This window comes from Edwardsiella piscicida (assembly GCF_021733145.1).
Lineage (GTDB): Bacteria > Pseudomonadota > Gammaproteobacteria > Enterobacterales > Enterobacteriaceae > Edwardsiella > Edwardsiella piscicida.
Genome location: NZ_CP090968.1, coordinates 107,799 through 133,899, shown reverse-complemented (window position 1 = coordinate 133,899; position 26,101 = coordinate 107,799). Strand labels below are relative to the sequence as shown.

The window sequence follows — 26,101 nt, the reverse complement described above, 5'->3', positions numbered from 1 at the left end:
TCGTCTCTAGTCCTGCCCCTCATCCAGATGTTCGCGGATCAGGGTCATAAACGGCGCGCCAAAGCGCTCCAGCTTACGCTGGCCAACGCCGTTGATGCTGAGCAGATCGCCCGCCCGCAGCGGCATCTGCTCCGCCATCTCCAGCAGCGTCGCGTCGTTAAACACGACGTAGGGCGGGATATTCTCTTCGTCGGCGATCGCCTTGCGCAGCTTGCGCAGCTTGGCAAATAGCTTGCGGTCATAGTTGCCGCCATAGCTCTTCTGTGCGCTGCTGCGCGCCTTGAGGTTGATGACCCGGGGAACCGCCAGCGGGAGGGCGACCTCTCCCCGCAGGACCGGGCGCGCCGCCTCCGTCAGCTGCAGCGCCGAGTGCAGGGCAATATTCTGCGTCACCAGCCCCAGGTGGATCAGCTGGCGTAGAATGCTCACCCAGTGCTCGGTGCTGTGCTCGCGGCCAATGCCGTAGACCGACAGCTTATCGTGCCCCCATTCGCGGATACGGGCGCTGTTGGCGCCGCGCAGCACCTCGACCACATAGCCAATGCCAAAACGCTGCCCGACGCGAGCCACGGTCGACAGCGCCTTCTGCGCATCGAGCAGGCCATCGTAGCGCTTGGGCGGATCCAGGCAGATATCGCAGTTATCGCAGCTCTCCTGTCGCCCCTCGCCAAAGTAGTTCAGCAGCACCAGACGACGACAGGTTTGCGCCTCGGCAAAGGCATTCATCGCATTCAGCTTGTGACGCTCGATCTCCTTCTGTGCGCCCTCTGGCTTCTCCTCCAGACAGCGGCGCAGCCAGGCCATATCGGCCGGATCGTAAAACAGCAGCGCCTCCGCCGGCAGCCCGTCGCGCCCGGCACGCCCGGTCTCCTGATAGTAGGATTCGATATTGCGCGGAATATCGAAGTGCACCACGAAGCGAACGTTGGGCTTGTTGATCCCCATGCCAAAGGCCACCGTCGCCACCACAATCTGCAAATCATCGCGCTGAAACGCCTCTTGCACCTCGGCGCGGCGACCATTGTCCAGCCCCGCGTGATACGCACCGACGCTCAGGCCACGGCTTTGCAGGCGCGCGGCGGTGTCCTCTACTTTGGCGCGGCTGTTGCAGTAGATGATGCCTGACTTCCCGCGCTGCGACTGCACAAAGTGCCACAGCTGATCCAGCGGCTTAAATTTTTCGATCAGGGTATAGCGGATATTGGGGCGGTCAAAGCTGCTGACCTGTACCAGCGGATCGCGCAGATCGAGCAGGCCCAGGATATCCTGGCGGGTCGCGTCATCGGCGGTTGCCGTCAGCGCGATCACCGGCATCTGCGGGAAACGGCGCTTAATCTGCCCCAGCGCGCTGTATTCCGGCCGGAAATCGTGCCCCCACTGGGAGATACAGTGCGCCTCATCAACCGCCAGCAGCGTAGGATTCCACTGCGGCAGCGTATCCAGCAGGTTATCCATCATCAGCCGCTCTGGGGCGATGTACAGCAGACGGATCTCCCCGCTGCGGCAGCCGGCGTAGACCGCCTGCTGCTGCTCACGGTTCAGGGTCGAGTTCAGGCAGGCGGCGTTTACCCCGTTAGCCTGCAGCTGATCGACCTGATCCTTCATCAGGGAAATCAGCGGAGAAACGACGATGGTCAACCCATCCCGCACTAACGCCGGTATTTGATAACACAGGGATTTTCCGCCCCCGGTTGGCATTACCACCAGACAGTCGCGCCCGGCTATCGCCGCCTCGACGATGGCCTGTTGTCCCGGGCGGAACTGCTGATAGCCGAAGGTGTCTTTAAGCACCCCCTCTGCCAGCCTCTCTGTATTAATAACCGCTGCCGTTGCCACGCTGCTCCCCGTAAACCATAAAAAAACACCGGCGCTATTTTAGGCGTACGCGCCGATTTTGTCCCGCGTTACAGGATATCGTTCAGCATGACGCCGACGCCGAAGCGGGTCTGGCGGAAGTTATAGTCGATTAACGACTCGCCGTAGCCGCTGAACAGCTGGGTATAGAAACGGACGTGGCGGGTCAGCGGATAGCTCCAGCCCAGCTCGGCCGCGCCATAGCCGCTGTTCCAGTTGTAGCGCCCACGTAGGCTGAAGACGCTCTCGCCCAGGCGATAGCCCATCTCCGCTTCGTAGTAGCCCATGTACTTGGTGATATCGGGGTTATCGTCCTTGTTCGGACTCTCCGGAATGCGATACCACGGCATCAGCTGAACCTGAAAATTCCCGTTCTGCGCCAGAAAACGGGTATAGACGCGGTTCCAGCTGCGCGAGGTCGGATCCGACCGGCCATTAGACTGGTGCACTCCGCCCGCCTCAATATCGCGCAGCACCCAGCCGCCGAACAAGGGATAGTCGGTCGCCCAGCCTAAAAACAGGCGCGGCTCATAGTTGGTTTCGCGAAACGGAGAAGATTCGCTGCGGTTAAAGGCCTGCCACCAGGACTGCTGAGTGTAGGCTGCGCCGAGCACCGAGTTATCGCCGGCGATACCGCGCCAGATGGGGAATGCCAGGCTAATCTGAAACTTAATCTCGTTCTTTTTAGCCTGATCGCCCCAGTCGTAAGAGCTGATGGCCTCTTTATTGATATCGCTGGTCTGGGTATACAGCACATAGTTGGTGGAGTAAGGATAGAGCGTAAACGGGTTATCGTAATGCCGCAGCATGTTGGCGATCACCCCCTCATTATCACTCAGCGCGGGAGCCGCACCGCTTTCACTCGCACTCGGCGCCGCCTGCGCCACCAGTGGCAACGCCGCCACTCCGGCCATTAAATATTTTTTACACGCATTCATCACTACATCGCTCTCTGAAATACTCTGTCCACCGCGGGCAGCTGATCTGCCGCGCACATCCCAGGTGGTACCATTAACACGCCTGACCATGACGCCGTTCGCCACCGCCCTGCCGACATCGCGGCACCGCCATTTTAGCCCTGAGCATAAAATGAAAAATACAGTACACTCCCTCGCTACATTCAGCGGGAAGCGCGGAAAAATAATATGGATACACAGCACACCCGCCAGGGAGTCATTCTGGCACTGACGGCCTATTTAATCTGGGGCATCGCCCCCATCTACTTCAAACTGCTGCAGCAGGTTCCCGCAACGGAAATCCTGACCCACCGCGTCATCTGGTCATTTTTCTTTATGCTGATCCTGCTGGCCATTGGCCGCAGCTGGCGTCAACTTTACGCCCTGCGCCATACGCCCTACAAAATTGCCCTGCTGGCGCTGAGCGCCTGCCTGATCGGGGGCAACTGGCTGCTGTATATCTGGGCCGTCAATCATAACCACATGCTGGAAGCCAGCCTGGGATATTTTATCAATCCCTTGGTCAATGTGTTGCTGGGGATGCTGTTTCTCGGCGAACGCTTTCGCCGGATGCAGTGGCTGGCGGTCGCATTGGCCATCGTCGGCGTCATGGTTCAGCTATGGCAGTTCGGCTCCGTTCCGGTGATCGCGCTGGGGCTGGCCTTCAGCTTCGCCTTCTACGGCCTGCTGCGCAAAAAGATCGCCATCGATGCGCAGAGCGGCATGCTGATGGAAACCCTATGGCTGCTGCCGCTGGCGCTGTACTACCTGTTCGTCGCCGCCGACTCGCCCACCAGCCACCTCAGTGCTAATCCGCTGTCGCTAAACCTGCTGCTGATCGCCGCCGGTGTCGTCACCACCGTTCCACTGCTCTGTTTCACCGCGGCAGCGACCCGTCTGCGTCTCTCTACCCTGGGTTTTTTCCAATACCTCGGCCCTACGCTGATGTTCCTGCTGGCGACCCTCTGCTATGGCGAGCAGATGACGCGCGACAAGCTCATCGCCTTTGGCTTTATCTGGAGCGCGCTGCTGCTGTTTATTATCGATGCGCTCTACACCCAGCGCCGCCTACGGCGCTGAAGCGGCGTGACGCGAGATCCAGCGCGCAACGGCCGGCCCCATCAGCAGAATGGTAAACAGGCGTAGCATCTGCAGGGCCATGACAAAGGCCAAATTCACCTGGCTACCGGCGGCGATAATGGCAATGGTGTCCAGCCCGCCGGGGCTGGTTGCCAGATAGGCGCTGAGCGGATCGATCGGCAGCACCTGCGTCAGCCCCCAGGCCATCAACGCGCAACACAGCATCAGAGCCGCAATTGACAAAATGATCTGCGGCAGGGCGCGCAGCGCCAAGACAAAGAGAGTACGGGTAAACAGCAGACCGACCTGCCAACCGATCAGGGCATAGGCGATGGCCAGCAGCCACTCCGGGGTTTGCGGCGTCATGACACCGGTGGTATTACACAGAGCGCCGATCAGCATCGGCAGCAGCAGGGCCCCTGCGGGAATACGCAGGCGGCGTCCCAGCCAGGCACCGCCGCCTGCGAGGAGCAGCGTGGCAACAAACGCCCACCCCAGCGCGGGAAACCAAGGGGGAGCCAGCGGCACCCCCTGCGGCGCATCGCCCAAACCCACCCGGACCACCAGCGCCGCCGCCGCGGCGACAAACAAAACCCGCAGGTATTGCATAAAGGCCACCAGCCGCACGTCGGCGCCAAACTCCCCCGCCATCGCCACCATCGCCGATGCCCCACCGGGCGACGATCCCCAGGCGCCGGTGGGACCGGGCAGATCGCTCAGGCGCACCAGCAGCCAACCGGTGATCGCACTGCACAGCTGAGTGCACAGCAGCACCAGCAGAACCACGGGCCAGTCATCCAGCAGCGGCGACAGAAGCGACAGCGACAGCGCGCGAGCGATCATACAGCCGAGGATCGCCTGGGCTATCGGCATTGCCAGCCGGTGCACCCGAATGGTCGCCCCCCGCAGCCCCAGCGCGACGGCGGCCAGCATGGGCCCCAGCAGCAGCGCCGCGGGCAGACGCAGCCACAGGAATAGCCCCCCCAGCCCCAGCGACAGGACCGCCAATATGCTCCACTGTTCAGCGTGCGCCAAACGCTCCACCGCGCCTCCTGCCCCGATCACCTCACGCTATGATAAGCATTTTTCCCCGTGAAGATGTACAAAAAATAACGGCCCCAGCGGGGCCGTTACTCACCAACAGGCGCGCGGGCTCAGAGCCATTTTTTACGCTTAAAGTAGAGATAGGGCGCAAGGCCCGCCAGGATCATCAGCAGGATGGCGCCGGGATAGCCAAACGACCACTTCAGCTCCGGCATAAACTCAAAGTTCATCCCATAGCTGGAGGCGACCAGCGTCGGCGGCAGGAAGACCACAGAGACCACCGAGAAGATCTTGATGATGCGGTTCTGCTCGATATTGATAAAGCCCATCGCCGCCTGCATCAAGAAGTTGACCTTCTGAAACAGGGATTCATTGTGCGGCAGCAGGGATTCGATATCGCGCAGCACCTCACGGGCCTGCTCCAGCTGGCTGGCGGGCAGACGCGCCTTACGCACCAGGAAGTTTAGCGCGCGCTGGGTATCCATCAGGCACAGGCGAACCTTCCAGCCGATATCCTCCAGCTCGGCCAGCGTCGAGAGCGCATCGTCATACTCATCGCCCTGCTGCCCCTCCATGATCACTCGGCTCAGCTTCTCCAGATCGCTGTAGATGTTTTCGATCTCGTCGGCCAGCTGCTCGATTTTGGTTTCAAACAGATCCAGCAACAGCTCATAGGCGTTGCCGTCCACCAGCATCTGATTGCGCGCTCGCATCCGGTACAGACGAAACGCCGGCAGCTCGCGCTCACGCAGGGTAAACAGGCGCCCTTCACGGATGGTAAAGGCGACGGTGGAGTTACCGGCGTGATCTTCCGCATCTTCGTAATAGAAGAAGGAGTGAATATGCAGGCCATCCTCATCTTCGAAGAAGCGCGCGGAGGCCTCGATATCATCCAGCTCCGGGCGGGTGGCCAGACTCTGCCCCAGTTCACTCTGTACGCGCCGGCGCTCATCCTCTTCGGGCTCGACCAGATCCACCCACAGCGACGCCGTGAGATGGTCCGTGTCATCCAGCTCCATACGGGATAAGCGACCGTGGTCTAAACGAAATGCACTTAGCATGCTTTAACTCCGTTGCGGTGACTTCAGGATCACGCATGGAGCACGGGAAACAAACCGGGGATACGTCACCTGCCTGTTTCAGACCATATAAGATCTGACTCTGCGACGCATTAAAGGTCGCTGACAACCACTAAGGCCATCAGCATCGGTGGATAGCCTTAGAAGTTGTACCCGCGTACGGGTCCAATGAGCCAGCATCTACTGGGTGTGTCCAAGGCGTATGTCCTCACAGATTAATCGTGCGCGCATGTTACGCCGACAGGAAAAAGCCTGTCAACAGGCTTGCACAACTCGGCGCCGTCCCTACAGCACCTCAAGGCGGGCATACGCGGCGACCAGCCACTTAATCCCCTCGCCCTTAAAGGCGATCTGTAAGCGGGTATGCTCCCCGCTGCCCTCCAGGTTGATAATCGTCCCCTCGCCGAATTTGGCATGGGCGACGCGCTGCCCCAGGCGATAGCCGCTGTCACTCTGGCTTAACGGCGTCCCCATACGCGCATGGCTGACGGGGCGCGTCACGCTGGCGCGCAGGCGCACCTCTTCTACGCACGTCTCCGGCAGTTCGCCGACAAAGCGCGACGGACGGTGATACACCTCTTTGCCGTACAGGCGTCGGCTTTCCGCATAGGTCAGGGTCAGCTTACGCATCGCCCGGGTCACGCCGACGTAGGCCAGACGCCGCTCCTCTTCCAGTCGCCCGCCTTCATCCAGCGACATCTGGCTGGGGAACATCCCCTCCTCCATCCCAACGATGAAAACTTGGGGAAACTCCAGTCCCTTGGCAGAGTGCAGGGTCATCAGCTGTACCGCATCCTGATAGGCGTCGGCCTGCCCCTCGCCGGACTCCAAGGCGGCATGAGACAGAAACGCCTGCAGCGGCGACAGATCATCGTCGTCCTCATAGCTGAACTGGCGCGTCGCCGTCACCAGCTCCTCCAGGTTTTCGATGCGCGTCTGCCCTTTCTCGCCTTTCTCCTGCTCATACATCTGACGCAGCCCGGAGTCACGGATCACCCGATCGGTCTGCACGTGCAGCGGGAGATCGTCGCTGTCTTGCGCCAGCGCCTCAATCAGCTCCAGAAAGCGGCGCAGCGCGTTGGCGGCGCGCCCCGGAAACACCTGCTCCTGCAGCAGTGCGCGGGTCGCCTGCCACAGGGTAAGCTGGCGATCGCGGGCCGTCTGACGCACCACGTCCAGCGTCCGATCGCCGATACCGCGCACCGGCGTATTCACCACCCGCTCAAAGGCGGCGTCATCGTTACGGTTGGACAGCAGGCGCAGATAGGCCAGCGCATCCTTGATCTCCTGGCGCTCGAAGAAACGCATTCCCCCGTAAATCCGATAGGGCGTCGCCGCCTGCAGCAGCGCCTCCTCCAGCACGCGGGACTGGGCGTTACTGCGGTACAGGATGGCACACTCTTTCAAGGCACCGCCGTTATCCTGCCAGGCCTTGATTCGGTTAACCACGAAGCGCGCCTCATCCAGCTCGTTGAACGCGCAATACAGGGAGATCGGCTCCCCTTCACCGTCCTCCGTCCACAGCTTTTTACCCAGGCGACCATCGTTGTTTTCGATCAGCGCGTTGGCCGCGCGCAGGATATTGCCGCTGGAGCGATAGTTCTGCTCCAGGCGGATCGTCTGCGCGCCGGGGAAATCATCGAGGAATTTCTGAATGTTCTCTACCTGGGCACCGCGCCAGCCATAGATCGACTGATCGTCATCGCCGACGATCATCACCCTGCCGCTGTCACCGGCCAGCATGCGGATCCAGGCATACTGAATACGGTTGGTATCCTGGAACTCATCCACCAGGATATTGTTAAAGCGGGCGCGGTAGTGCTCCAGGATCTGGGGCTTGTGCAGCCACAGCTCGTGCGCGCGCAGCAGCAGCTCGGCAAAGTCTACCAGACCCGCGCGATCGCAGGCTTCCTGATAGGCCTGATAGATACGCAGCCAGGTTTGCTCCACCGGGTTACCATAGCTTTCAATGTGCTGCGGACGCAGCCCATCATCTTTCTTGCCGTTGATGTACCACATGCCCTGACGCGCGGGCCACTGTTTCTCATCCAGATTCATGGCCTTGATCAGGCGCTTCAGCAAACGCAGCTGATCTTCGCTATCGAGGATTTGAAAGTCCTGCGGCAGACCGGCGTCCAAATGGTGGGCGCGCAGCAGGCGGTGCGCCAGGCCGTGGAAGGTACCGATCCACATCCCCCCCTGGCTGGTGCCGATCAGCGCCTCAATACGGTGCCGCATTTCCGCCGCCGCCTTATTGGTAAAGGTGACCGCCATGATGGAGAACGGCGAACAGTTTTCTACCGCCAATAGCCAGGCGATACGGTGCACCAGAACGCGGGTCTTACCGCTGCCTGCGCCGGCCAGCACCAGCAGGTTGCTGCGCGGCGCGGCTACCGCCTCGCGCTGTTTATCGTTCAGGCTGTCAAGCAGGTCAGATACGTCCATAGGCACCGTCTTTTGGCTGGGAAAATGGCGCCGTCGGCACCATTTTACTGGAGATTTATACAGAAGCTGTCGGGAATTATATCAGTGCGAGCAGCGAATCCAACCGCGAAATCTCGACGTGGGGCAGCAGACGCCCATCGGCGGCGCACAGCAGCGAGCGACCGCGATCGTTCACCCAACAGGCCTGCATACCGCTGCGCACGGCGCCGGCGACGTCGGTCGTCAGGTCGTCGCCCACGTGCAGGATCTGCCCGGGCGCCAGGTTGAAGTGCCGGGCGGCGGCCAGGTACATGTCACTGTAGGGCTTGGCGCGCCCGTCCGGCCCGGCGCGCAGCACGAAGCGAAAGTACGCGCCCAGACCGCAGCGCGCCGGATCGGCGTTGCCGTTAGTGATCGCCGCCAGCGGCAGGCGCGCCGCCAGCGCCGCCAGTATCTGGTGCGTTTCGGTGGAGACCGTGATACGGCTGCGCCATTGGGCAAAGTGGGCCATCGCCTCATCGGCGCCGTCGTGGCAGTACGTCGGGCTCAGCCCGGCGCGCCACAGCGCCTCGTACACCGTACGCCAGCGCCACTGAGTCACGTCATGGTAGATTTCCGGATCGCTGGCACGCAGTTCAGCGCGCAGGCGCTGCCAGTCAGCGCTCTGGAAATCCTGCAGGGCGGGGAAGCGGCGGCGTAAAAAATCCAACGCGGCCTGCTCGCTGCGGACGATCACCGGATGGTTATCGTACAGCGTATCATCCAAATCAAAGGTCAGCGCGGCAGGACGCTGTAACGGGCGATAAAAGTGCATCACGTTTTCCCTCTTTTGGCGCGCGGATGCGCGGCATCATACACGGTAGCCAAATGCTGAAAATCGAGATGGGTATAGATTTGCGTCGTCGAGAGGTTGGCGTGTCCTAACAGCTCCTGCACCGCGCGCAGATCGCCGCTGGACTCCAGCATATGGGTGGCAAAGGAGTGACGCAGTTTATGGGGGTGAATATGGCTGGTCACCCCCTGCTTCACGCCCCACTCCGCAAAACGCTTCTGCACGCTGCGCGGTGAGATACGCCCGCCGAGACGCGAGACAAACAGCGCATCATCCTGCGGCTGCAGCGACAAACGCAGCGACAGCCACGTCTGCAGCCAGCGCACCGCCTCTCGCCCCACCGGCAGCCGACGCTCTTTGCTGCCCTTCCCCAGCACCCAGACCTCACCCGTCGTCAGATCGACGTGGCGACAGTCCAAACCGACCAGCTCCGACAGACGCAGACCGCCGCCGTACATCACCTCCAGCATCGCGCGATCGCGTACGGCCAGCGTATCGCCCTCATCGATATCCAGCAGCCGATTAACATCGTCCACATCCAGGTTCTTGGGCAGGTGGCGCCCCTGACGCGGCGCAGCGACGCCTTTGGCCGGATTGGCCGTCAGAGCGCCACGGCTGACCTGCCAGTCCAGAAAGCTGCGCAGCGCCGACAGACGCAGCGCCAGGCTGGCCGGCTCCAGTCCCTGACGGCGGCTGCGCGCCACCAGCGAACGCACCCGCGTCGTATCCAGCGCCGCCCAGTCGCAGAGACCGCCTTCGAGCAGCAGCGCCGCGCTCGCCGCCAGCTGGCGACGATAGGTTTCAACCGTGCGCGGGCTGAGCTGACGCTCAACGCGCATCATCTGTAGAAACGCGGCGACGGGCGTACTCAGCGCCTCGGGCAGGGACGTCATTGCCGCTCAATCCAGCGGGTCAGCATCGGCGGGATCAGCCGCGCCAGCTGCTCCAGCAGCGCTGTTCCCATTCCCTGCTGATAGTGCTGCGCATCAGCGCTGGTAAACACCAGCAGCCCCAGATCGGCGAAATCCCCCATCAGCGAGAGGGCGACCGACCCCACGTGGCGCGCCTGCGGCAGCAGCAGCAGCAGCTCCTGGCCATTCAGGCTACCCAGATAGTGGTTGGCATCGCCCAGGCGCTGAATGCGCAGCAGCTCTACGTCTGACCGGGCGATCGCCAGGTGGGAAAAGCGCGACGGCGCGCCAAGGCGCCAGCGATCGGCGAACAGCCGAATATAGGCACCGGACAGCCCCAGCGAACGGGCCCAGCGCTGTAGGCGCTGCAGAAAGTCGTCCATGTCTTGCGCCGAGGCCAAATGGCTCTGCAGCGCCAGCAGGCTGCCGAACAGCCGCTCGTTATCTCGCGCCAGCGTGATGAGCTGTTCGATCTCCTGATCCAGCGCGGCGATCTGCCGGCGCTGGCGGCCCAGCTGCCACTCCAGCAAAGAGACGGCCCCCCGCACCGGGTGCGGGATCATCATCTGCTCCACCTGGCGGGCATTACGAATAAAAAAATCAGGATGCTGCTGCAAATAGGCCACAACCTGCTCATCCGCCAGCGACGGCTGAAGGAGGTCGCGGCTATCCCTCTCGCTCATAGCTACCTACCGTTTACAAATGGATGAATCCATCATAGACGTGGGCGGCAGGTCCGGTCATCAACAGCGGCGTTCCCGGCCCCGGCCAACGGATGTGCAGAGTACCGCCGGGCAGATCCACCTGCACCTGCTCATCCAGCAGCCCCTGCTGGATCCCCACGGCGACCGCCGCACAGGCGCCGCTGCCGCAGGCCTGCGTCTCGCCGGCGCCGCGCTCATATACCCGTAGCCGGATATGGTCACGCTCGACCACCTGCATAAAGCCAACGTTTACCCGCTCAGGAAAGCGCTCATGGCTCTCCAGCACCGGTCCCAGCAGCTCAACCTGAGCCCGGCTGACGTCCTCAACCTGCAGGACACAGTGAGGGTTTCCCATCGAGACCGCGCCGCACAGCACCGTCTGCTGCGCCACGCGTAAAATATAGGTTTTCTCCGCCTTGGCGGCTTTGAAAGGGATACGCCCCGGCTCAAACTGCGGCTCTCCCATATTGACCGTCACCCGATCGTCCTCGCCTACGTGCAGCGTCATGCGGCCATTCTGGGTGCTGACGCGGATATCGCGCCGGTTGGTCAGCCCCTTGATCCGAACAAAACGGGCAAAGCAGCGCGCGCCATTGCCGCACTGCGCAACCTCGCTGCCGTCGGCGTTAAAGATGCGATAGTGAAAGTCCAGATCGGGATCGTAGGGCGGTTCCACCACCAACAGCTGATCGAAGCCGACGCCGGTATGCCTGTCGGCCAGGCGGCGGATCAACTCCGGTGAAAAGTAAACGTTCTGGGTGACGGCATCCACCACCATAAAATCATTACCCAGCCCGTGCATCTTGGCAAACTGCATGTCCCTACCCCTTGATGAATACCTGCAAACGTCTACCCTTGGCACACGGTGCGCAACTCAGTGGGCTTTCCCGGCCTCGGCGGCGGGTGCCGTGTTAGGCGTCTGCGTATTCGGCGTCTGGGCGACCGGCTCATGAGACGGCGCCTGCACGCTATAGGCGTCCGGCGCCTTTTGCGCCGCCGGAGCCTGCTGCGCAGGCGGGAAGTACAGCGGCCCTTTCAGCCCGCATCCGCCCAGCGTCGCGGCGCACAGCACCAACAGCGCACTACGGAATTGTCTGTTCATTGTATTAATGCCTGTGATTCCTCGGTTCAAGCTTTCTATAATCGCAGTTGGATACTGAAAAGCAATAGGAAATGATTATGAATGACAGCGAGTTTCATCTGTTGGCCGACGGGCTGATGCAGGCGCTGGAAGAAGCCCTGGACGCCTGCCAGAGCGACGCGGATATTGACTGTGAGACCAACGGCGGCGTCATGACGCTGAGCTTTGAGAACGGCAGTAAAATTGTGATTAATCGCCAAGAGCCCCTGCACCAGATCTGGCTGGCGACGCGCGCCGGTGGCTATCACTTTGACTACCGAGACGGACAATGGCGCTGCTCGCGCAGCGGCGCGCCCCTGCATCAGGTACTGAATGAGGCATGCAGCGCACAGGCCGGTGTGCCGGTAACGCTGGATCGCTAAACGGGGGTTAATACACCTTGAACTGCTGGCGCGGCGCGGCGTCGCCGTCGCCTTCCGTCTCTGCGCCGGGCGGCGTCACCGCCTTGCTGCGGAACGGGATCACCTGCGCCCGTCCCTCTACCGTGACGATCTGGTAAAACTGCGGCAGGTTGAAGTTGATAAAGCTGGATCCATAGGTAAAGCGATCGTGGGATGACGAATAGAAGCGGCTGACGTCGCGCACCAACTCCTCTTTGCTGCCTTCGCAGTGGTGGTACACCTCGACGCGGTTGGACTCATCCAGAATGTAGATATTAAAGCCGTCGCGCTCGCCGTCCTCAAAAAAGAACTGAATGATCCCCTCGCTGGCATAGCCATCGACCACCGCCGGCAGGTGTGCCTGATCGGTCTCCACCTGCATCGACAGGCCGTGCAGCTTGTTGTTGGAGATCGCGCCATAAAATTCGACCGCATTTTCCAGCTTTTGCACCGACACGCTCAGCCGTTCGAAGAACAGCCCCCAGGTCTGGCCAGCCACCCGCACCGCCTTGAAGCGCCCCGGCTCCTGGCGGCTGCTGGAGAGGCGCAGATCGATACATTCCGAAACCAGCTGCTGTAGCCGGGTGCGGATCAGCCCGCGCAAGTGGCGGCTATAGCAGAACACCTCGACGGCCTCCGGCGGCGCGGCGTCCTGGTGCATCTTACCCAGGATAGTCTTCAGCGCCTCCAGCACCGCCTGCTCGCCGCTAAAGTGCAGGGTTCGCACCTCATTCCACGAGTTGCGGTACAGCAGATCGACGCTGCCGACCAGGCACTGCTGCTGCTCGCCAAAGCTAAAGACATCCAGCTGACGGAAGTCAAAGTGCACCACCTGATTGCTGAAGGTGGCGGTAGGGTCGTGCTCCAGGTTAACAATGATCGCCAAATGGCGGATCTCGCACGGGCTATACAGCGCCTTAGGCGTCGGCGCAGAGAGGCGCAGCGGGAAATGGTTAGAGACATCGCGCACCAGCTCGCGCAGCTTGTTCAGATCGCACTGGCTGCTGTTCGCCTTGATATGCAGACGGGTCTCTTCCGTCAGCAAACCGTTAAAATAGGCCCACGCCACCAGCTTATTCAGGTAGCGGTTATACTCCAGCGGCTGATGGCTGACGATGCTGTCGATGGTCGGCGCCTGGTTGTACAGGTACCAGCCGCTGCGATTGGCGCGGCCAACCGGCACATAGATAAAGGTCAGATCGCGTTCGGACAGATCCGGCGAGATCTGCGGATTCACCAGCGTCACCTTGCCCGGCAGCGCCTCAAAGGCGGCGTACAGCTTACGGGTCAGCACCCCGATATCCTGCGGACTGGCGCTGACGCTCAGGTTATTGCGGCGCGCAAAGCGGATCAGGTTGCGGTAGCTTTGCATCATCGCATCCAGCAGCTCATTGTGTGCCTCGCGCACCTGACCGATCTTCCAGTTGGCACGGTTGTCGAGCGAACGGATCAGCGCCTCATCCCAGCCCCAGTGAGCGACCAGCTGACTGAGGATCTCCCGACGCCAGCCGACGCAGGCGCGGGCGCGCGACATCTTTTCGCACACCTTGAGATAAAAACAGCGTCGCGCCAGGTCGAGTCGGGCGTGATCGCCGATCTGCTCCAGATAATGGGTCACCCGATCCAGCATCATACAGTAGGGATCGAGGCCGAAAGAGACGATCTCCCCTTTATGCAGGCGCTGCTTAATGTCCATCGCCAGCAGCTCGGTATTGGGATACTCCCAAGAGTAGGCCTCCAGCAGCAGGGTCTTCAGCACTGCCTTATAGGGGGAGTCGATACTTTTATACAGCTGCCACAGGCTGGCGCCAAAGTACTCCTCCGCCGACAGCGAGCTCAGCCCGCCGAGATCGAGCCACTCGTTGGGCGTCAGCGCCCCCTGCGCGTAGAGCGACAGCACATACTCATCGTAGTGCTCCTCTTCTTCTCCGGGCACCATGCTCCACAGAATGCGCTTGCCGGCCAGGCGAACAGCGGTGCGGTAGAACTCGTCTAGCAGCAGAATATGCTGAGTTGAGCCGCAGTCCTCTCCCCCCAGGCTACCGCTTTCGTTGTGACGAAACCGATTCTCGTCGATCAGGAAAAAGCTGACCTCCACGCCCAGCGACGCCGCCCACTCCTCCAGCAGCGTGCACTTCTGCTGCAGCTGACTACGCTCGCTGGCGTCGAGCCAAGAGTGGTGACAGACCCAGATATCCAAGTCAGAGCTACAGCTCTGGCCGATAGAGGAGGTGCTGCCCATAGTGTACAGTCCGGTAATCGGCATCTGATCCGACCCCGTCACCGGTGGAATACTGCCCGGCGCACGCTGCTCCAGGTGCAGCAAGTAGTTCTGCTGCGGCTCATCCGGCGTAAAGAAACAGATCCCGTGAGGAACGTTGCCCTCCAGGTAGCCCGGCATCAGCGGATGGTGAAAATGCAATAAGGTAGGCAGCAGCGTATATACCTGCTGAAACGCGGGGCCCATCGCCGACAGCGCCCGATCAACCCGCAGTTGGTTAATCGCGTCCAGTCGTTGCTTCAGTGTCTCGATATAGAGGTACAAGACGTTTCGCCTGATTTTTCCGGTGTACGAAGGGAGACTTGTTTCCACGCCCCAACGATGGTTTTATTAATAGTAATGATAGATGGGAAATTGCTGGAAACGTGATCAATTTAACACCTTGCCGATTGACCGTAAAGATACAAAAACCACACACTTAATATTGCGCTCCTCTTATCATTGATCTTTCCGGCTTTTCCAACGCATTTTCCCGCCCCCTTCCATGCTCACCTTCAGTGCGCGCACGCTGCATGCCTATGCGACAACATGGTAGGATGATGCCTAGGCAAATAAGGGATATTCACATGCAATCAATGACAACGGCAACGCAGCCCACGCTGCGTATCGCAACGCGCCAGAGCCCGCTGGCACTGTGGCAGGCACACTATGTCCGGGATCAGCTGCTGACCCACTGGCCGCAGCTGACGATAGAACTGGTGCCGATGGTCACCCGGGGCGACGTTCTGCTGGATACCCCGCTGGCCAAAGTCGGCGGCAAGGGGCTGTTCGTGAAAGAGCTGGAGCTGGCGCTGCTGGAGGGACGGGCCGATATCGCCGTGCACTCCATGAAAGATGTGCCGGTCGCCTTCCCCGATGGCCTGGGGCTAGTGACCATCTGCCAGCGCGAAGATCCGCGCGATGCCTTTGTCTCACCGCGCTTTGCCTCGCTAGAGCAGCTGCCGCCCGGCAGCGTCGTCGGCACCTCCAGCCTGCGCCGCCAGTGTCAGCTGCGCGCGGCGCGTCCGGATTTGCAGATTCGCGATCTGCGCGGCAACGTCGGTACCCGCCTGGCTAAACTGGATGCCGGTGACTATGACGCCATTATTCTGGCCGCCGCCGGTCTGAAGCGCCTGCAGCTGGACGATCGCATCCGTACGCCGCTGACGCCGGAGCAGTCGCTGCCCGCCGTTGGCCAGGGCGCGGTCGGTATCGAGTGCCGGTTGGCGGACGACGCCACCCGCCGCCTGCTGGCTCCGCTCAACCATGCCGATACCGCGCTGCGCGTCTGCGCCGAGCGAGCGATGAACACGCGTCTGGAGGGCGGCTGCCAGGTTCCTATCGGCAGCTATGCCGAAATCGACGGCGATCAGCTGTGGCTGCGCGCGCTGGTCGGCGCGCCGGACGGTTCGCGGATCATTCGCGGCGAACGGCGCGGTCCGCTGACGCAGGCGGAGGCGATGGGCACCGCGCTGGCCGATGAGCTGCTGGCGCGCGGCGCGCGCACGATCCTCGACGCCGTCTACTGCCAGAAAGCGTAAGCGACCATGAGCATTCTGGTGACCCGCCCCTCCCCCGCCGGTGAACAGCTGGTCGAGCGCCTGCGAGCGCTGGGGATGGAGGCGTGGCATACGCCGCTGATCGACGTTGCCCCCGGTCGGCAGCTGGCGCTGCTGCCGGAGGCCGTGGCCGCGCTGCAGCGGGGCGATCTGCTGCTGGCCGTCTCTCGCCACGCCGTCCTCTACGCCGCAGAGGCGCTGCGACTGGCCGGTCGCGGCTGGCCCACGACCCCGCGCTACGCCGCTATCGGGCACAGTACCGCACAGTCGCTAGGGGCCGCCTGTCACCAGTCGGTGATCTTTCCGCCAGCGCCGGAAACCTCGGAGGCGCTGCTGGCGCTGCCCGCCATACGGCAGCTGCGGGCCCGGCGGGCCCTGATCCTGCGCGGTAACGGCGGGCGCGACCTGATCGCCGATGCCCTGCGCGCGCGCGGCGTTTCGGTCACCCTATGCGAATGCTATCGCCGGGTCGCCATCGCCTACCCCGGTGACGAGCTCTGCGCGCGCTGGCGGCAACAGAAAGTCTCGACACTGGTAGTGACCAGTGGTGAAATGCTGCAACAGCTCTATGATTTAGTTCCTGAATACGATCGGCAACGTTGGCTCCTCAGCTGCCGGCTGATCGTCGTCAGCGAACGTCTGGCACAGCGCGCCCGGGATCTGGGATGGCAGGAGATCCGGGTGGCGGAAAGCGCCAACAATGATGCGCTATTGCGTACGCTACAGATCAACTGACCATGGGATAATGCCACGATGACGGAACCCACTACCCCGCCAGACAAGGCGGCCGCCGCCGAAACGACTACCGAGCAGGCGCAGCCGCTGGAGCGCGCTCACAAACAGGATAAGCAGATCGTGAAAAAATCCGCCGCCGGTGGCCCGGCGCTCGGCGCCATTGCCATCGTACTGGTGATCGCCCTCGGTGCCGGCCTTTATTACCACGGGCATCAACAGGCACAGAGGCAGCAAGCCAGCGAACAAAGCCTGCAGGAGCAGCTCAGCGCGCTGCATACCGCGCAGGCACAGGAAAAACTGCGGATGGAGGCGCTGCTGAATAAACAGGCGAAGGCGCTGGATGTCGCGACGCAGCTGCAGGCCAGCCAGTCACAGCAGCTCAAGGAGCTGGAGCAAAAGGTCGCGGCGATCTCCGGCAATGACGCCAACACCTGGAAGCTGGCGCAGGCCGATTTTATGGTGAAGCTGGCCGAGCGTAAGCTGTGGAGCGATCAGGACGTCACCACCGCCATCGCCCTGCTGAAGAGTGCCGACGCCACCCTGGCCGGCCTGGATGACCCCAGTCTGCTGGGCGTACGCCGCGCGCTGACGGAGGATATCTCCACTCTCTCCACGCTCAACCAGATCGACTTTGACGGCATCATCCTCCAGCTGAATCAGCTGGCCAATCAGGTGGACGATCTGCGGCTGGCGGATAACGACAGCGACGAAGCGCCGATGGATCAGGACGACGGTGAGCTGAGCGCCTCGCTGAGTCAATGGCGACAGAACCTGGCCAAAAGCTGGCACAGCTTCATCTCTGAATTTATCACCATCCGTCGTCGCGATAGCAGCGCTGAGCCCCTGCTGGCGCCCAGCCAGGACGTATACCTGCGTGAGAATATCCGCTCTCGCCTGCTGATCGCCGCTCAGGCGGTACCGCGCCACCAGAATCAAATCTACCAGCAGTCGCTGGAAAGCGTCTCAGCCTGGGTTCGCGCCTATTTTGACGTCAACGATCCGAGCACCAAGGCGTTTTTAAACCAGATTGACGCCCTTAGCCAGCAGTCCGTCAGCATGATATTGCCCGATGCCCTGAAGAGTCAGCCGCTGCTGGATAAACTGCTGCACGCCCGGAGCAACGCGCTGACCGCCGCGCCGGCCGCGCCCGCGACGCAGGGGGAATGACCATGCTCAAGGTCCTACTGCTGTTTATCATTCTGATCGCCGGCATCGTGCTCGGCCCGATGCTGGCCGGCCATCAAGGGTATGTGCTGATCCAGACCGACAGCTACAATATTGAGACCAGCGTAACCTCGCTGGTGATCATGCTGATCCTGCTGATGCTCGTGCTGTTTGCCCTGGAGTGGCTGCTGCGCCGGCTGCTGCGCACCGGTGCCCGTACCCGCGGCTGGTTTATGGGACGTAAGCGCACCCGCGCGCGCCGCCAAACCCGCGCAGGATTGCTCAAGCTGACGGAGGGCGACTACGGCCAGGTTGAAAAGCTGCTGGCGCGTAATGCCGATCACGCCGATCAGCCGCTGGTGAACTACCTGCTGGCGGCCGAAGCCGCACAGCAGCGCGGCGATGAGCTGCGCGCCAATCAATATCTGGAGCGCGCCGCCGAGGTCGCCGGAAGCGATCCGCTGCCGGTCGATATCACCCGCGTACGTCTGCAGCTGGCGCGCGGGGAGAATCATGCCGCCCGCCATGGGGTGGATGCCCTGCTCAACTATGCGCCGCGCCATCCCGAAGTCCTGCGTCTGGCAGAACAGGCCTACCTGCGTACCGATGCCTTCGGCCCGCTGTTGGAGATCCTGCCCACATTGGCCAAACAGGGGCTGCACAGCGATGATGATATTGAGAAACTGCAGATCCGAGCCTATATCGGCCTGATGGATCAGGCGATGGCCAACGGCGGCAGCGAGGGGCTGAAACAGTGGTGGAAAGCGCAGGCGCGTAAAACGCGTCATGAAACCGCGCTGCAGGTCGCCTTGGCCGAACACCTGATCGAGTGTGACGATCACGGGGCCGCGCAGCAAATCGTCGTCGATGGGCTGAAACGCCGCTTTGATGAGCGCCTGGTACAGCTGATGCCGCGACTGAAGTCCGGTAATCCCGAACAGCTGGAGAAGCTGCTGCAGCAGCAGATCCGTCAGCATGGCGCCAGCGCGCTGCTCAACAGCACCCTGGGACAGCTGCTAATGCGCCACGGGGAGTGGCAACAGGCGGCAGAGGCGCTGCGCGCCGCGCTCAAGCAGCGTCCAGATGCCTATGACTACGCCTGGCTCGCCGATACGCTGGACAAGCTACACCGCCCGGAGGAGGCCGCACAGATGCGGCGCGACGGCCTGCTGCTCACCCTACACCAGGATCAGCCGACCACCTGAGTCCTCCCCGCGCTCAGGAGAGCGCCAACATCATCATCAGGCCCGCTCACCGCGGGCCTTTTTTTGGCAAAAAAAACACCTGCCGACAGGCAAGTGTTGAAAAAGGACAATCAGATCTTAAGACAACTGATCGGTGCCTCACTCAACGACGTGTCCGTGGCATGCTGGCGTTAAGGACAGCACGATTCGGACGATAGGCACCACAAGTCGGCTCTGCATCATTCTCAGATTTATGAAGCTTACGCAAACATAAGGGGGCGAATGAGCATCTACGACGCAAGTATTGCATAAACCATGCCAACATTAAAACCCGCCGCCCACCGCCCCTGTTGCGCGCGCGCGGCGCGGCGATGTCGCCTTTCGGAGACGCCGATCTGGCGATTTATTTTTTATTGTTTTAAAACATAGAGTTAAATGTCTCTTTATAGCGACATCCCGAGCGGGCGCCGTCGGGAAAAGGCGACGGGAAAAAGACAGGGGTAAAGATCCGCCGCAATACGGTGAGGGCGAGAGATACGGGAGCGAGAGAGAAGGTGCGCGGCAGGGAGCCGGTGGGACTAACGGAAATTGAGATACAAAAAAACCTCGCGATGCGAGGAGATGGGGTGGTCGGCGAGAGAGGATTCGAACCTCCGACCCACTGGTCCCAAACCAGTTGCGCTACCAAGCTGCGCTACTCGCCGATTCATTTTAGTCCCAGTAGGGTGTGGTGCGAAGAGAGGGACTTGAACCCTCACGTCCGTTAGGACACTAACACCTGAAGCTAGCGCGTCTACCAATTCCGCCACCTTCGCATGCCACTTAAATCTGGGGTGGCTAATGGGACTCGAACCCACGACAACTGGAATCACAATCCAGGGCTCTACCAACTGAGCTATAGCCACCAATGTACTTCTTAACGCGGTAATGATACCACCGCAGCTCTTGCGCCTTAAGCAATAATGGCGCGCCCGACAGGATTCGAACCTGAGACCTCTGCCTCCGGAGGGCAGCGCTCTATCCAGCTGAGCTACGGGCGCTCAGCGCCGTTGCGGGGGTGGATACTACGGGCTTAAGGCCATGCTGTCCAGCGCTTTTTTGCAGAAATATCGCGTTTGGCTACACTTTGCGCACTCTGCTGTAAAAGCACACGCCGCCGAGCCCAAACCCACCGTACGCTCCCGGCGACACGGCCTGCGCGAGGCGACGGCGCGCTATAGCTTCCTTGCGTAGTAGTAGGCCACGAAACGCAGCAGCTTAACCTGGCGGCGCCAGCGCGTCGGCTGGGACAGCAGGCGATACAGCCACTCCAGACCAAAGCGACGCCACAGATGCGGCGCGCGACGAACCCGCCCGGTAAAGACGTCATAGGTGCCGCCAACCCCCATATACAGCGCCTGGGGATAGTAAGCCCGACAGTCGCGCATCAGGATCTCCTGGCGCGGTGAACCCATCGCGACCGTCACGATCTGCGCCCCGCTGGCGTGAATCCGCTCAAACAGCGCATTGCGTTGTTCTGGGGAGAAATAGCCATCCTGGGCGCCGACGACATTGACCCCCCATCGGCGGCGCAGCGCCGCCTCGGTCTGCGCCAGTACGTCGGGCTGGCCTCCGACCAAAAACACCGGAATGCCCAGCTCACCGGCGCGCTGCATCAGCGCCTCCCACAGATCGGCACCGGCGATGCGGCTGACCTGTGCTCCGGGGTATTTACGCCGAATGGCGCGCACGATGCTGATGCCATCGGCATATTTATACTCCGCCGCCGCGATCAGCGCCCGCAGCGCAGCGTCATCCTCCGCCGTCATCACCTTTTCGGCGTTAATCGCGACCAGCGTGCCCGGACGCACCGCCGTCTCCGTCAGCAGGTGGCGCAGAAACTGATCGCTGTCGCGAAAGCCCCAGATATCGATACCGCGAATCGCGTAATGTGGAATTGACCCGTTACTCTCCATCGTTTCTATCCTTGCGAGCCGGCGATCCCTTCCCGACAGAAGGCGCCGCGATGGCCGCGCGCGCGCGGATCAGCCCCGCCGCATCAAACAGCCAGTACAGCAGCTTTGCCAGCAGCAGGCAGCAGCCGAAAATAATACAGAAAAACACCACGCGCGAGACAAAGGCATCGAGCCCCTCGCGCGCCAGTACGATCATATTAAACACCGCCCCGAAGCAAAACGCCTGGATCACCGCGCCCCGGTAGCGGTTTGACGCCGCGCACCCCCGGGTATACAGCCAATCGAACCACTTGATAATCAGCCCCACGGCGATCGCCCCTAGCGGAATAAACGCCGCGCCGCCCATCACCACCAGCGAACCGATCAGGGTGGGGGAGATGGCCAGCCCCGAATGGTTATCGAGCACCTGCCAGGTAAAATAGTTGGCGCTGTTCAACACCAGATGCGGCCGATCCGGCCACATCCAGCCGGGGATAAAGACATAGAAATCACGGGCAATCGGCGCCAGTCCCTGAAAATCTATCTGGGTATAGTGCTGCAGCAGCAGCGCCAGATTCTCCCAGGGCGAGAAGGTGTCGCGCGTCAGATAGAGAAAAGTGTAGAAGGCCTCGTCGCCGCTTACCGCCAGGCCGTAGCGCTTGAGGGCTAGCCAGAACATGCCGACGACCCCGACGACGCCGGCCAGCGCCAGCATCCACAGGGTTATCCAGCCGCGTTGGATACCGATAAACAGGAACAGCGCGAAGGCGATGATAATGTTGGCGCGCGTCCCGCCGACGATGACGTAGGTCAACAGGCCAAAAACTACGGTGCTGACCAGAAAAAACAGCCAGGCGGCCTGCGTCTGACGAAGAAAGTACACCACCAGCATCGCCGGAATAAAAAAGTAAAAGAAGCGCTTTAGCGCCACGCCGGAGACGCCGCTGGAGAAGATCTGGCTATAGGAGTGCAGCTTAAACAGCAAAAAGCCGTTGTTGAGGAAGAAAATGGTTACGGTCACCAGCGCCACCAGTGCCAGCAGTATCCAGGTCAGCTGCGCCTCGACCCGGTTGAGCTGCAGCCAGGCGGAGCCGCCGCTCGACGCCGACGTTGCCGAACGCAGCCGCGTCTTGTAGGTGACGTAATAGATAGCGTAAAACGCCGTGGCCGACAGCAGGGCGTACAGCATCTCCTCCGCCGGCACCGTCGCCACGTCAAAGCGGAACACCAGCGTACAGGTCAGCGGAAAGCCGAAATAGAATGTCAGTAAAAATAGCAGTGAAAAGAATACGTTAAAATTAAAGCGAACCCGGCGAAACTCTTTGTAGGTCAGAAACGCCACAAACAGCAGCGAGAAAAAATACACCAGCGCCAAACCGGCAAACTGCATCAGGGTCATGGCCGTTCTCCCAGCGCCAGCGCCTGCAGCCAGCCGTCGGTATAGTTGGGGTCGAAAAAGGCGAGCCGGCTCAGATCGCGCTGCGCCAGCTGACGCTGCGCCGCCCGCACCGCGGCGTCATCCGGCGCGTCATCGTCAAACAGCACCGGCAGCTGTTGATCGACCATATCGCGCCAAAAGGGGTTCTGCCGACTCAATACCAGGGGGATCCCCTGCTGTAGCAGCAGACACAGCGTGCCGATCCCCTGCTGACGTTCAAAGATAAAGTAGCCCAGATCGCAGCGGGCCAGAAGCGCCAGATAGTCGGTAAAGGCAACCTGCTGCGTCAGCAGCGTCGCATTATGGCCAAACAGGCCCTCGGCTCGCTCGCGTACCTGCGCGATATAGGCCTGGTTGTTGGCAGGATAGCCCAGCGGCACGATGACCCGTGTCTGCGCACCGAAGGTATCGTGCAGTCGCTGCAGCGCCACCAGATGACGGTTGCTGCGATCGCCGGAGTTCCCCACCAGCACCGTCAGCGCTCCCGACGTCACTCTAGCCCGCTGATTGCACGTTAGCGCCGGATCCATCCGCGTCGGGAAATAGAGCGTCGACGTCGCCACCCGCGGATGGCGCCGCCGATAATAGTCCAGATCGCCCAGCGTGGCGAAGACGTGCCCCACCCGCCCCTGAGCCCGGCGGCGCAGGCCGTAGTACAACCGGTATTTCCAGCCGCGGGCCTCCTCATACAGATCGGCCCCCCACACGTGCCACAGCACCTGCTGCGGCCGCAGACGCCCACACAGCAGCGCCAGCCATAGCCAGGGATTAAACTGACCATGCAGGAAGAAGCGCAGAGCGCGATCCGCGCTGGCGCGGGCGAGCAGCGCACGCGCCAGCGCGCGCTTGTCTGGCCAAACCTCGATATCCAGCGTGGTCAGGTCGGCGAACGGGGCGGCGTCGCGCGCCACCACCATAAAACGCCGGCGCGGCGCTGTCGCGGCGCGCTGCGACAGCATGCCGTCAAAGAAACGCAGCAGCGTCAGATTATGGTGCGGGATATCCGCTCCCAGTACGTGAATCAGTGTCGTCATGCGCGGTTACGATAAATCCAAAATACGCTGCCACACAGCAGGAAATAAATAATATAGGTTGCCATATAGGCCTGAGCGGCGCCCAAGGCACCGTGCAGCGGGATCAGAATACGCGACAGCAGGGTCAGCAGGATAAACTGGCTTATCTCGCACAGCAGGTAAAAGCGCAGCGAGGCTTTGGCGATAACCAGATAGCCGAAGACATAGGCGCCCACCTTAAACACATCCCCCGTCAGCTGCCAGGCAAACAGGTCGCGCATGGCGCTGAACTTCCCCGACAGCAGTAGCCAAATCACCAGATCGCGCAGGAGCCAGACCGTAAAGCTGACGGCCGCCACCGCAGGCAAAACAAAGCGCAGCGCGCGCAGGATCTCCTGCCCAACCGCCTGACGGCTGTGCAGCCCGGCCAGGGTCGGCAGCAGATAAACGCTGAACGAGGCGGTAATAAACTGCAGGTAGGCGTCGGAGATGCCGCTCACCCCTTGCCAGATCCCGACGGCCTCCCAGCCATCCAGCGCCGCCAGCTGATTACGCATCATGACATAGGCAACCGGCATCGTCACCGCGGTCATCACCGCCATCAGGGTAAACTTCCCCAGGCTAGCGGCCAGCGGCCGATCCCAGGACGGACGGACGTAGCGCCATGGAATATGACGCTGGCGCCACAGCACCCACAGGGCCGGCAGCGTGGCGGCCGCCGGCACCAGCGCCAGCCCAGCCAGCGCACCGCGGTAGCCACCCAAAAAATAGCTTAGGGTATAAGCCGCCACGCCCAGCAGGCTGCCGAGCGAAACCGCCAGCGCGTTGCCGCGGGCGTCGCGATACCCCTTGATCACCGCCAGGCAGTAGTTCGCGCAGGCAATGCCCATTTGCAGTAACGCCACCAGGCGGATCACCGCCTGATAGCGATCGTGGCCAAACAGCGCCACGCTGATCGGCGCGGCCCCTAGGGTAAAGATCAGCGCCAGCAGCAGGGAGAACCCCAGGATCATCGTCGATGCGGTGCCCAGCAGCGCCCGTAGCCGCTGCGGCTGCTGGCGGTACTCTGCGACATACTTGGTAATGCCGTTGAAAATCCCAGCGCCCGACAGCACCCCCAGGACGGTGATCACCTGACGAAAGTTAGCCGCCTGCCCCACGCCGACGGGGCCGAACGCCACGGCCAGCAGCTTGACCACCACCAGCCCGGCGCCGATCTTGATCAGGGTCGAACCGGCGGTCCACAGCGATGCGCGCGCCAGGGACATCAGCGGAAAAAGCTCTGAATACTGTTGATCACCGTCCGCTGGTTGACGTCCGGCAAATTATAAAACAGCGGCAGACGTACCAGACGCTCGCTCTCGCACGTGGTGTAGCGATCCTCGCCGACAAAGCGACCAAAGCGCGCCCCTGCCGGGCTGCAGTGCAGCGGAATATAGTGGAACACCGCCATGATCTCCGCCTCTTTGAGAAAGTCGATAAAGGCGCTGCGCTCGCGCATATCGCGCAGCTTGAGATAAAACATATGCGCGTTATGCCCGCAGTGCGCCGGCGTGGTCGGCAGCGTGAGGCGCCCGGCCTCGGCCAGCGGCGCCAGCGCATCATGATACTGCTGCCACAGCTGCAGGCGACGCTGATTGATGCGATCGGCGACCTCCAGCTGCGCCCACAGATAGGCGGCCTGCAGATCGGACATCAGGTAGCTGGAGCCGATATCACGCCAGGTATATTTATCCACCTGCCCGCGGAAAAACTGGCTGCGGTTGGTGCCCTTTTCACGGATGATCTCCGCCCGCTCGATCAGCGCCGCATCGTTTATCAGCGTCGCACCGCCCTCGCCGCCGGCGGTGTAATTCTTGGTTTCGTGAAAGCTGTAGCAGCCGATGTGGCCGATGGTGCCCAGCGCCCGCCCCTTATAGGTCGCCATCACTCCCTGCGCCGCATCTTCAACCACATAGAGGCCGTACTGCTGCGCCAGCGCCATAATGGTATCCATCTCACAGGCGACGCCGGCATAGTGCACCGGTACGATGGCGCGGGTTTTCTCCGTGATCGCCGCTTCGATCCGCGTCTCATCAATATTCATCGTGTCGGGGCGCACATCGACGAAGACAATGCGGGCGCCGCGCAGCACAAAGGCGTTAGCCGTCGAGACGAAGGTAAAGCTCGGCATGATCACTTCATCGCCGGGCTGGATATCCAGCAGCAGGGCCGCCATCTCCAGCGACGCCGTGCAGGAGGGGGTCAACAAGACTTTAGCGCTGCCGAAGCGCTGCTCCATCCACTGCTGACAGCGGCGGGTGAAGCCGCCGTCGCCGCACAGCTTGCCACTGGCCATCGCCGCCTGCATATAGTCGGACTCGCTGCCGGTGACCGGGGGCGCATTAAATGGGATCATTGTGTTCACCT

General features: G+C 61.6%; 22 protein-coding genes and 4 tRNA genes. 6 read left to right on the top strand and 20 right to left on the bottom strand.

Annotated elements, in window-relative coordinates; genetic code table 11:
* Window positions 1-6 precede the first annotated feature (6 nt).
* Together recQ and pldA are read right to left on the bottom strand one after the other, a co-directional pair.
* Window positions 7-1,836, bottom strand: coding sequence for an ATP-dependent DNA helicase RecQ (gene recQ / locus L1P05_RS00650; RefSeq protein WP_012847011.1), 1,830 nt, complete (start codon window positions 1,834-1,836; stop codon window positions 7-9).
* Window positions 1,837-1,904: 68 nt separating this feature from the next.
* Window positions 1,905-2,792, bottom strand: coding sequence for a phospholipase A (pldA, locus tag L1P05_RS00645; RefSeq protein ID WP_012847010.1), 888 nt, complete (start codon window positions 2,790-2,792; stop codon window positions 1,905-1,907).
* A 207-nt stretch (window positions 2,793-2,999) separates the two neighbouring features.
* Between pldA and rarD the strand changes: the two genes are divergently transcribed.
* Entirely contained in the window at window positions 3,000-3,890 is an 891-nt protein-coding gene (rarD, locus tag L1P05_RS00640; RefSeq protein ID WP_012847009.1) for an EamA family transporter RarD, read from the top strand.
* Here the strand turns inward: rarD and L1P05_RS00635 are convergent.
* The 8 genes from L1P05_RS00635 to lptM form a co-directional block, all read right to left on the bottom strand.
* The gene (locus L1P05_RS00635) at window positions 3,879-4,934 is read right to left on the bottom strand and encodes an AbrB family transcriptional regulator (protein ID WP_012847008.1); all 1,056 of its coding nucleotides are present in this window, start codon (window positions 4,932-4,934) and stop codon (window positions 3,879-3,881) included. The two genes, rarD and L1P05_RS00635, sit on opposite strands and share 12 nt — an antisense overlap.
* A gap of 110 nt (window positions 4,935-5,044) precedes the next feature.
* Window positions 5,045-5,995 (bottom strand): magnesium/cobalt transporter CorA, encoded by a 951-nt coding sequence (gene corA / locus L1P05_RS00630; RefSeq protein WP_015460687.1) that lies wholly within the window; start codon window positions 5,993-5,995, stop codon window positions 5,045-5,047.
* 303 nt (window positions 5,996-6,298) lie between these two features.
* Window positions 6,299-8,458: a DNA helicase II gene (gene uvrD, locus L1P05_RS00625; protein WP_012847006.1), complete on the bottom strand. Its 2,160-nt coding sequence runs from the start codon at window positions 8,456-8,458 to the stop codon at window positions 6,299-6,301.
* Window positions 8,459-8,534: 76 nt separating this feature from the next.
* Window positions 8,535-9,251, bottom strand: coding sequence for a 5-amino-6-(5-phospho-D-ribitylamino)uracil phosphatase YigB (yigB, locus tag L1P05_RS00620; RefSeq protein WP_012847005.1), 717 nt, complete (start codon window positions 9,249-9,251; stop codon window positions 8,535-8,537).
* Window positions 9,251-10,162 (bottom strand): tyrosine recombinase XerC, encoded by a 912-nt coding sequence (gene xerC, locus L1P05_RS00615; RefSeq protein WP_012847004.1) that lies wholly within the window; start codon window positions 10,160-10,162, stop codon window positions 9,251-9,253. The genes yigB and xerC overlap by 1 nt, the downstream gene beginning before the upstream one ends.
* Complete coding sequence (locus tag L1P05_RS00610; RefSeq protein ID WP_012847003.1) at window positions 10,159-10,863, bottom strand: DUF484 domain-containing protein; 705 nt, start codon at window positions 10,861-10,863, stop codon at window positions 10,159-10,161. Before L1P05_RS00610 ends, xerC begins: the two co-directional genes overlap by 4 nt.
* Window positions 10,864-10,876: 13 nt before the next feature.
* Window positions 10,877-11,701 (bottom strand): diaminopimelate epimerase, encoded by an 825-nt coding sequence (gene dapF, locus L1P05_RS00605; RefSeq protein WP_012847002.1) that lies wholly within the window; start codon window positions 11,699-11,701, stop codon window positions 10,877-10,879.
* Window positions 11,702-11,758: 57 nt separating this feature from the next.
* Entirely contained in the window at window positions 11,759-11,986 is a 228-nt protein-coding gene (gene lptM / locus L1P05_RS00600) for an LPS translocon maturation chaperone LptM (RefSeq protein ID WP_012847001.1), read from the bottom strand.
* Between the two features lie 77 nt (window positions 11,987-12,063).
* Between lptM and cyaY the strand changes: the two genes are divergently transcribed.
* Window positions 12,064-12,387: an iron donor protein CyaY gene (gene cyaY, locus L1P05_RS00595; RefSeq protein WP_012847000.1), complete on the top strand. Its 324-nt coding sequence runs from the start codon at window positions 12,064-12,066 to the stop codon at window positions 12,385-12,387.
* A 7-nt stretch (window positions 12,388-12,394) separates the two neighbouring features.
* On the opposite strand, the gene L1P05_RS00590 is transcribed toward cyaY, so the two are convergent.
* Window positions 12,395-14,950: a class I adenylate cyclase gene (locus L1P05_RS00590; RefSeq protein ID WP_012846999.1), complete on the bottom strand. Its 2,556-nt coding sequence runs from the start codon at window positions 14,948-14,950 to the stop codon at window positions 12,395-12,397.
* Between the two features lie 302 nt (window positions 14,951-15,252).
* Here L1P05_RS00590 and hemC point away from each other — a divergent pair, with 302 nt between their 5' ends.
* From hemC to hemY, 4 genes are read left to right on the top strand one after another with little or no spacing between them, the layout of a single operon-like run.
* Window positions 15,253-16,206, top strand: a complete 954-nt coding sequence (hemC, locus tag L1P05_RS00585; protein WP_012846998.1) for a hydroxymethylbilane synthase — start codon at window positions 15,253-15,255, stop codon at window positions 16,204-16,206.
* 6 nt (window positions 16,207-16,212) lie between these two features.
* Window positions 16,213-16,959 (top strand): uroporphyrinogen-III synthase, encoded by a 747-nt coding sequence (hemD, locus tag L1P05_RS00580; RefSeq protein WP_012846997.1) that lies wholly within the window; start codon window positions 16,213-16,215, stop codon window positions 16,957-16,959.
* Window positions 16,960-16,977: 18 nt separating this feature from the next.
* Window positions 16,978-18,126: a uroporphyrinogen-III C-methyltransferase gene (hemX, locus tag L1P05_RS00575; RefSeq protein WP_012846996.1), complete on the top strand. Its 1,149-nt coding sequence runs from the start codon at window positions 16,978-16,980 to the stop codon at window positions 18,124-18,126.
* 2 nt (window positions 18,127-18,128) lie between these two features.
* Complete coding sequence (gene hemY / locus L1P05_RS00570) at window positions 18,129-19,328, top strand: protoheme IX biogenesis protein HemY (RefSeq protein ID WP_012846995.1); 1,200 nt, start codon at window positions 18,129-18,131, stop codon at window positions 19,326-19,328.
* A gap of 606 nt (window positions 19,329-19,934) precedes the next feature.
* On the opposite strand, the gene L1P05_RS00565 is transcribed toward hemY, so the two are convergent.
* From L1P05_RS00565 to rffA, 9 genes are all read right to left on the bottom strand, one after another.
* Window positions 19,935-20,011, bottom strand: a tRNA-Pro gene (locus L1P05_RS00565).
* A gap of 24 nt (window positions 20,012-20,035) precedes the next feature.
* A tRNA-Leu gene (locus L1P05_RS00560) sits at window positions 20,036-20,122 on the bottom strand.
* 14 nt (window positions 20,123-20,136) lie between these two features.
* Window positions 20,137-20,212: transfer RNA gene (locus L1P05_RS00555), tRNA-His, on the bottom strand.
* A gap of 58 nt (window positions 20,213-20,270) precedes the next feature.
* Window positions 20,271-20,347, bottom strand: a tRNA-Arg gene (locus L1P05_RS00550).
* 174 nt (window positions 20,348-20,521) lie between these two features.
* Entirely contained in the window at window positions 20,522-21,262 is a 741-nt protein-coding gene (gene wecG, locus L1P05_RS00545; RefSeq protein WP_012846992.1) for a lipopolysaccharide N-acetylmannosaminouronosyltransferase, read from the bottom strand.
* Complete coding sequence (wzyE, locus tag L1P05_RS00540; protein ID WP_012846991.1) at window positions 21,252-22,640, bottom strand: ECA oligosaccharide polymerase; 1,389 nt, start codon at window positions 22,638-22,640, stop codon at window positions 21,252-21,254. The genes wecG and wzyE overlap by 11 nt, the downstream gene beginning before the upstream one ends.
* The gene (locus L1P05_RS00535) at window positions 22,637-23,713 is read right to left on the bottom strand and encodes a TDP-N-acetylfucosamine:lipid II N-acetylfucosaminyltransferase (protein WP_012846990.1); all 1,077 of its coding nucleotides are present in this window, start codon (window positions 23,711-23,713) and stop codon (window positions 22,637-22,639) included. Before L1P05_RS00535 ends, wzyE begins: the two co-directional genes overlap by 4 nt.
* Window positions 23,710-24,960, bottom strand: coding sequence for a lipid III flippase WzxE (gene wzxE / locus L1P05_RS00530; protein ID WP_012846989.1), 1,251 nt, complete (start codon window positions 24,958-24,960; stop codon window positions 23,710-23,712). Before wzxE ends, L1P05_RS00535 begins: the two co-directional genes overlap by 4 nt.
* Window positions 24,960-26,090: a dTDP-4-amino-4,6-dideoxygalactose transaminase gene (gene rffA / locus L1P05_RS00525; protein WP_012846988.1), complete on the bottom strand. Its 1,131-nt coding sequence runs from the start codon at window positions 26,088-26,090 to the stop codon at window positions 24,960-24,962. The genes wzxE and rffA overlap by 1 nt, the downstream gene beginning before the upstream one ends.
* Window positions 26,091-26,101 lie beyond the last annotated feature (11 nt).